5 protein-coding genes are annotated in these 7,848 nt (G+C 68.6%); all 5 read left to right on the forward strand.

Features of this window, described 5'->3' with window-relative positions; translation table 11 throughout:
• The first annotated feature begins 357 nt into the window (after positions 1–357).
• The 5 genes from DJ75_RS05560 (at position 358) to DJ75_RS18845 (ending at position 7,560) form a co-directional block, all read left to right on the forward strand.
• The gene (locus DJ75_RS05560; RefSeq protein WP_094523326.1) at positions 358–1,689 is read left to right on the forward strand and encodes a hypothetical protein; all 1,332 of its coding nucleotides are present in this window, start codon (positions 358–360) and stop codon (positions 1,687–1,689) included.
• A 105-nt stretch (positions 1,690–1,794) separates the two neighbouring features.
• Entirely contained in the window at positions 1,795–2,583 is a 789-nt protein-coding gene (locus DJ75_RS05565; RefSeq protein ID WP_094523328.1) for an electron transfer flavoprotein subunit beta/FixA family protein, read from the forward strand.
• Positions 2,583–3,530 carry an electron transfer flavoprotein subunit alpha/FixB family protein gene (locus tag DJ75_RS05570; protein ID WP_094523330.1) on the forward strand — a complete coding sequence of 316 codons (948 nt, stop codon included), beginning with the start codon at positions 2,583–2,585 and terminating at the stop codon, positions 3,528–3,530. The genes DJ75_RS05565 and DJ75_RS05570 overlap by 1 nt, the downstream gene beginning before the upstream one ends.
• 82 nt (positions 3,531–3,612) lie before the next feature.
• Positions 3,613–4,536 carry a DUF5995 family protein gene (locus tag DJ75_RS05575; RefSeq protein ID WP_094523332.1) on the forward strand — a complete coding sequence of 308 codons (924 nt, stop codon included), beginning with the start codon at positions 3,613–3,615 and terminating at the stop codon, positions 4,534–4,536.
• Between the two features lie 87 nt (positions 4,537–4,623).
• Positions 4,624–7,560 carry a replication factor C small subunit gene (locus tag DJ75_RS18845; protein WP_254921886.1) on the forward strand — a complete coding sequence of 979 codons (2,937 nt, stop codon included), beginning with the start codon at positions 4,624–4,626 and terminating at the stop codon, positions 7,558–7,560.
• The last annotated feature ends 288 nt before the right edge of the window (positions 7,561–7,848 follow it).

A 7,848-nucleotide genomic window follows, 5' to 3' on the forward strand; every position in this document is an offset into this window, starting at 1 on the left:
GTCTGGGGCCGGGGCGGGTCGATCGGGCCGTCCGCGTTCGGCCTGACGGGGTCGAGCGCGATCGAGTCCGGTGCCTCGACGGCCGCCGGGGACTCGGAGACGGCGGCCGCTGGCGACATCGTCCCCGCGACCGGGACGACCAGCAGCAACACCGCGACGAAGACCGAGAGGGCTCTCATCACGCATGAGTTCACCTCCTGATATAAAAAATCCACCTCGACGACCCAGCGCGAGTCCGTGACGCCGACGCCGACCGGCGACCGTCGCGGACGGCGGGTCTGTCGCGGACCGCCCGTTACGCCGACGCAAACCGGTTATGGAAAGCGTTTTGCCCGGGCCACGAGAGAACCGACGTGCATGCGGAATCCCCCGTCTCGCGTCCTCCTCGTCTCGCTGTTCGCCCTCCTCCTCGTCGGCGGCGGGGTCGCGCCGGTCGCCGGAGACGCGGTCGCGACCTCGCCGTCGCCCGCGCTCGACGCGGCGGCCCCGCACGGACAGCCGAGCGACGTCTCCCTCGCGTCGCCGAGCGTCGAGGCCGTCGCGGGTCCCGTCGGACAGATCGAGTCTGACTTCGACCCGAACACGGCGACGCGGATCCGGATCGAGCCGACGCCGGACCGCGACGCGCGGTGGGAGGTGTCGGTCAGGTACGCGCTCGCCGACGAGACGGAGGTCAGGGCGTTCGAGACCGCCGGACAACGGTTCCTCGACGGCGAGGTGGGCCCCGGCCCGGCGCTGTTCGAGGGGTTCGCGCGGGAGGCGAGTCGGAACGTGGACCGGACGATGCGGATCGAGAGCGTCGACCGCGAGGTGATCGTCCACGAGGACCCGTCCGAGTTCGACGTCGGCGAAGAGGGGACGGCCGCCGTCGGCGAACTCCGCCTGACGTTCGTCTGGACGGAGTTCCTCGGGGCCGACGGCGAGAACCTCGTGGTGGGCGACGCGCTGACGACGCCCGAGGGAACGTGGCTCCGGTCGCTCGGTGAGGGGCAGACGCTGGAGATCGCGACGCCGGACGGGTACGCCGTCACGGGAACGCCCGGATCGACCGTCCAGATACGCGACAACGCCGTGACGATCGAGGGTCCGCGCACGTTCGGCGAGGACGAGCGGGTCGCCGTCGTCTACGCGCCGGCGGGCACCACGGGGCCGCCGTGGGAGATGTTGACCGCGGCGATCCTCGTCGCCGCGCTGCTCATCGCGGGAAGCGTCGTCGCCTATCGGCGGATGGGAGACAACGACGCCGGCGGGGCGACCGCGAACGGTTCGAACGGCGACGGCGTCTCTCGGGCGACGACCGCGGACGACGACGCGAGTTCGGGTGCGGCCGCCGCCGGTCCCGTCGGCGGGGAGAACGGCGACGCGGCGACGGAGGCGGAGCCCGAGGAGGACCTCTCGCTGCTCTCGGACGAGGAGCGAGTCGAGCGGCTCCTGACAGACAACGGCGGGCGGATGCGACAGGCCGACATCGTCGCGGAGACCGGCTGGTCCGACGCGAAGGTCTCGCAGCTGCTGTCGGCGATGGCCGACGAGGGGCGCGTCGAGAAGCTCCGATTGGGCCGCGAGAACCTGATCTCGCTGCCCGACGACGCTGACGTCGACGGCGGCGACGGGGGCGACGACGGCGGCGGCGCGGACGACGACAGCGCGAACGACGACGACGGTCACGTCGACCGCAACAGGCGGTAGGGAAGCCGTCGCTCGGTCCGCTCCGGGGGTCCGGGCGAAGCCAACTCTTCGCGGCGAGTGAGGCGTTCCGAAAACCCTTACACGGCGAGCGACCCAGTGACTATCATGAAAGTTCTGGTGACCGTCAAGGAGGTCGCTGAGGCCGACGACGACTTCGCGATCGAGGGGACTGACATCGCGGAGTCCGACCTCGAGTACGACCTCAACGAGTGGGACGACTACGCGGTCGAGGCCGCGGTCCAGCTGGCCGAGGCCGGTATCGCAGACGAAGTCGTCACCGTCACGATCGGGCCGGAGCGGGCCGATGAGACGATCCGTATGGCGCTCGCGAAGGGCGCCGACCGGGCGGTCCGCGTCTGGGACGACGCCTTCGAGGGCGGGTTCGCCGACGTGGCCGCGAAGGTCTCGACGATCGAGGCCGTCGTCGAGGCCGAGGAGCCGGACCTCGTGCTCGGCGGCGTGCAGGCCGCCGACACCGGGTTCGGCGCGACCGGCGTCGCGCTCGCCGAGCGGATCGGCTTCGAGCACGCCGCGGTCGTCAACGACCTCGAGGTCGACGCGGACGCGGACGTCGCCCACGTCCACCGCGAGCTCGAGGGCGGCGTCGAGGAGCTGACCGACGTCGACCTCCCCGCCGTGTTGACGGTCCAGACCGGACTCAACGAGCCGCGCTACGCGAGCCTGCGCGGCATCCGGCAGGCCCAGCGCAAGGAGATCGACGCGAAGGACCTCGCCGACTTGGGACTGACCGCCGAGGACGTCGAGAGCGCGCTCGCGATCACGTCGATGTACGAGCCGGAGAGCGAGTCCGACGCCGAGATAATCGAGGGCGGCGCGAGCGAGACCGCGGGACGCCTCGCTGAGGTCCTGCGTGACAAGGGGGTGGGCGCGTGATGTCCGACGTGCTCGTCGTCTCGGAGCACCGCCGCGGCGAGCTCCGCGACGCCTCCTACGAGGCGATCACGGCCGGTCGAGAGCTCGCCGACGCCCGCGGCGGCGACCTCCACGTCGCCGTCATCGGCGGCGACGTCGACCGCTTCGCCGAGGACCTGAACCGCGAAGGCGTGGACGCGATCCACGTCGTCGACGACGGGGAGGAGTTCGACCACAACGTCTACCAGGCGGCGATCGCGGCCCTGCTCGATCGGACGGACGCCGGCACGGTCGTGGCGCCGAACTCCGTCAACGGGCTCGACTACGCGCCCGCGGTGGCCGAGGACCGCAGCCTGCCGCTGGTGACTGACGCGATCGGCTTCGAGTACGACGGCGGCCTGACGGTCACCCGCGAGATGTACGGTTCGAAGGTGGAGACGACCGTCGACGTCGACGGCGACCGCCACGTGCTCACGGTCCGGGGCGGCGAGTGGGCGCCCGCGGAGGGCGTCGGCGACGCCGCGATCGAGTCGGTCGACGTCGACCTCCTCGAGTCCGGCGCGCGCGTCACCGGCTTCGAAGAGGTCGGCGGCGGCGACGTCGACATCGCCGACGCCGACGTGCTCGTCTCGGTCGGCCGCGGCATCGAGGAGGAGGAGAACCTGGAGCTCGTCGAGGAGCTCGCCGACGCGCTCGGCGCGACGCTTTCCGCCTCCCGACCGATCGTCGACAACGGCTGGCTCCCGAAGAACCGGCAGGTCGGGCAGAGCGGGAAGGTCGTCACCCCCGACGTGTACATCGCGGTCGGTATCTCCGGCGCGGTCCAGCACGTCGCCGGGATGAAGGGGTCCGACACCATAATCGCCATCAACACCGACCCGAACGCGCCGATCTTCGACATCGCCGACTACGGCATCGTCGGCGACCTGTTCGAGGTCGTCCCCGAACTCGTCGACGAGTTCGCGTAGGCGGGACCCCCCGTCTCGGCAGCAACGTTCTTTGGCTCCGGCGGAGTAGCGGACGGTCAGACGGCGCTCCCGTCGACTCGAGATGATCCCGATCCGCGCGGCCGTCCCGACTACCGAGGAGGCGAGAGCGCTGCTCACCGGGATCCGGCGAGCGGCCGCCGTCGACGTCGAACTCGACGCCGTCGCCGCGGAATTGGCCGACGACGAGCCGGACACGGCACTGCTCGACCTCGTCGCGGCGCCGTTCACGTCCGTCGCCGACGTCGACGAGCGGCTGGCGCGGACCGAGTCGTACCTCCGCGAGCGCGGCGACCGGCGAGCGGTGTTTCTCACGGTGTACAGCCGGATGACGGCGACCGTTCGGACCGCGATCGACGACGGCGCGTTCGTCGACCCCGAGTGGGCCGCGTCGTACCTCGTCGCCTTCGCGGAGCGCTACCGTCGGGCGTTGGTCGCGTTCGAGCGGCGGGCGTTCGAGGCGCTCCCGCGGCCGTGGCTGATGGCCTTCGCCGCCGCGGCCCGGGGCGAGACGCTCGTCGCGCAGGACGCCCTGCTGGGCATCAACGCGCACATCACCTACGACCTCACGTACACGCTCGGCGACGTCGGGATCGACCCCGACCGCGACGCGAAGCGCGAGGACCACGACCGCATAAACGCGGTCCTCGCCCGGCTCGTCCAGACCGCGCAGGACGCGCTCGCCGAGACGTACGCCGCGACCGAGATCGCCGGGATCGACCGGCTGCTGGACCCCCTCGACGACCGGTTGGCGGTGCTCGGGCTGAAGGGGGTCCGCTGGTTCGCCTGGCGGAACGCCGTGTTGCGCGCCGACCTCCCGACGTGGGCCGGCGAGCCGTACGTCGACTGGCGGACCGAGACCGTGTCGACCGGCGCCGCGGCGGCCCTGCTGGCACCTGACGTCGACGCGAGCGCGCGGCTACGTGACGCGGAGACCGACGTCGACGCGGCGGCCGCGTTCCGCGAGGCGGTCCGGCGTCGGACGTAGGAGCGGGCGGGTCTGACCGCCTCCGCGAGCCGCCGTCGCCGACCCGTTCTCGGTTCGTTTATCACCCCGCCGACCCTCCGATCCGGCATGAGCGAGGCCGACGAGCAGACGGCTGCGACCGCGACCGGCCGGGAGATCTGGATCGAGAAGTACCGGCCGCAGTCGCTCGACGACATCCACGGCCAGGAGGACATCGTCGAACGGCTTCAGAGCTACATCGAACAGGACGACATCCCGCACCTGCTCTTTTCGGGGCCGGCCGGCGTCGGGAAGTGCGTTACCGGTGAGACGCCCGTGTTGACTGACTCCGGAGTGAGGCCGATAGAAGACGTGGTCGGTGACACGGACGGTTTCGGCGAATCCGAAGACGAGATTCGGATCGCGACGATGACCGACCGGAACGATTTCGAGTACGTTGAACCGTCGCACGTGTTCGGAAAGCGTGCCAAGGAACTCGTGGAGGTAACGACTCGTGACGGCACCGAGTTCCGAGTGACTCCGGAACATAAACTCCGGGTCATCACCCACGAGGGGTTCGAGTGGATTCCCGCCGGGGAGCTGTCGGACGGCGATCGGATCGCTCGGCCAAGCCGGCTGCCGACGCCAGCGACTAATCGGACCACTGGACCGACGCTGCGGTGGTACGACGAGATGAACCCGGAGCGGACAGAGGTGACGCTCGATGCCGAGACCGCAGATGACCTGAACCTCGATCGGACGGTCCCCTTGTCAGCGCTTCGTGCGACAGCCGACGGCGTGGACAGTTGGGTGAACGGCGTCGAAGCGATCGAATACGTCAGACAAGGCCGTCGGTCGCGTTCGATTACCCCACCGACGGACGTGACGCCGGAGCTGGCACGATTCGTCGGCCTCGCGATCAGCGAAGCCCATATCGACGGTGGACGGATCAAGTTCTACAACACCGACGACGCGCTGCTCGACGCGTTCGATTCGGCCGCACACGACGTGTTCGACGTGGAAACGAGGCGAGGGACGCAAAAAGACGTCCCCTACGTCGCGATCGGTTCCCGAACGCTGACTCACTATCTGGAATCGGTGTTCGACGCGTTCGCGAGCGCGAGCGGCGAGAAGGGGATCGGCTCGAATCTCGTCACAGCCGGGACGGACGCGCGAGCCGCGTTCCTGCGCGCCATGTTCGACGCCGAGGCCCACGTCAGCGCCAACGGGATAATCGAACTGACGCAGCGAAACTCAGGGCACATCACCCTGCTTTCGTACCTCCTCACGACGTTCGGTATCTCCACCCGCCGGAAGGAACTCCAGAAGTCTGCGACCAACGGATCTGGTGTCGAACGGACGTATCACGCGCTGTATATCTCTGGAGCGCGGGAACTGCGACGGTTCAGAGATGCGATCGGATTCACCATCGCTCACAAATCTGATCGGCTTGACGAGCACGCGCAGAAGGAGGCGAACCCCAATTACGACACGATCCCGAGCCAGACCGTTCTTCGGGATCTCTGTCGTCGGCTCGAGATCCCGATCACCGAGCATCTCCCGAAGAGTCTCAACCCGGAGTCGCCCGGAAGAGAGCGCTACTGTTCGGTTCTGGACAGCGTGGTCGACGCCGCAACGAAACAGATCGAAAACACGCAACGGGCGCTCGAACGCCTCGAATCGATCCGACCGGAACTCGAAGCGGCGACGGCCGTCCCGACGACATGGATCGAAAGCCGTGGGGAACTCGCTCCGATCGAAACCAGAAAGCAGGTCTCTGAGGTGGTCGGTGCGCGCTCGGATCGCCTCCTTGAATACAGCGACGGTCGCCGGACGCCGCGGGCGAATCGGGTGGTACGAATACTCGGAGAGTTGGATCGACCGGTCGAAGACGTTCAGATCGATCACGTGGAGACCGAACTGAGCGAGTGTATCGATCTGCTCGGCGTGGAGTACGCCGAAGTCGTGGACGGTCTCCAGATAGAGACGCCAGATCTCACGAATCTTCTTCGATCAGACGACTCTACGTTGACGTCGCTTACCCGGCTCGAAACGGTAGCAGATCGCCTCAGGGAGATCGCCACGGATTGGCTATCGTTGGAAACCGTCGAACTCCTTGATAAGGCGTCTCGGATCGCAAACGCCGATCTGCGGTACGACGAGGTAGAAACGGTCGAGAGCGTGGCGGCCGACGAGCGCGTCTACGACCTGACCGTCCCGGGGACGCGAAACTACGTCGCCGGGGAGAATCCGACGGTGATGCATAACACCACCGCCGCCACCGCCATCGCCCGTCAGGTGTACGGCGAGGACAACTGGCGCGGCAACTTCCTCGAACTCAACGCCTCCGACCAGCGCGGCATCGACGTGGTGCGCGACCGAATAAAGGGGTTCGCGCGCTCGTCGTTCGGCGGCGACTTCCGGATCGTGTTTCTCGACGAGGCCGACTCGCTCACGTCTGACGCCCAGTCAGCGCTCCGCCGGACGATGGAGCAGTTCTCCGACAACACGCGCTTCATTCTCTCGTGTAACTACTCGTCGAAGATCATCGACCCGATCCAGTCGCGCTGCGCCGTCTTCCGCTTCTCGCCGCTCTCGGACGCGGCCGTCGCCTCGCAGACGCGCGAGATCGCGGCCGCGGAGGGGATCGAGGTGACCGACGAGGGGGTCGACGCCCTCGTGTACGCGGCCGACGGCGACATGCGCCGCGCGATCAACTCGCTGCAGGCGGCGGCGACGACCGGCGACGTCGTCGACGAGGAGGCGGTGTACGCGATCACGGCCACCGCCCGCCCCGAGGAGATTGAGTCCATGGTGACGAACGCCCTGGAGGGCGACTTCTCGCGGGCCCGGGCCACCCTCGACACCCTCCTCACGGAGACCGGGATGGCCGGCGGCGACGTGATCGACCAGCTCCACCGCTCCGTCTGGGAGTTCGACCTGAGCGAGCGCGAGGCGGTCGCGCTGATGGAGCGGATCGGCGAGGCCGACTACCGGATCGCGGAGGGGGCCAACGAGCAGGTGCAGTTGGAGTCGCTGCTCGCGTCGCTTTCGTTAGAAGAATAGGTCGGTTCCGGTCGCGCCTCGTTCCGATCGCGGCGCGTGAACGCGGTTATGTATACGGGATCGGCGTTGGGAGCGGCGTCCTAATCGTCTCCGAAGCTCCAGCCGCTCGCTTATAAGCGGGTGACACCGGATCGACGATGAACGCCTCCAAAGCCCCAACCCCCATTTGAATCCCGTCCCGCACAGCGACCGTACCTCACACCTCCCCGGCCTCGCCGCTCGCGCCTTATAAAGGCGCTCGCGGCGTCCCTCGCGCGGCGCTCCTCGCGGCCGCCGGTGGCGGCCGCT

It is taken from the genome of Halorubrum sp. Eb13, from assembly GCF_002252895.1.
Classification (GTDB): Archaea; Halobacteriota; Halobacteria; order Halobacteriales; family Haloferacaceae; genus Halorubrum.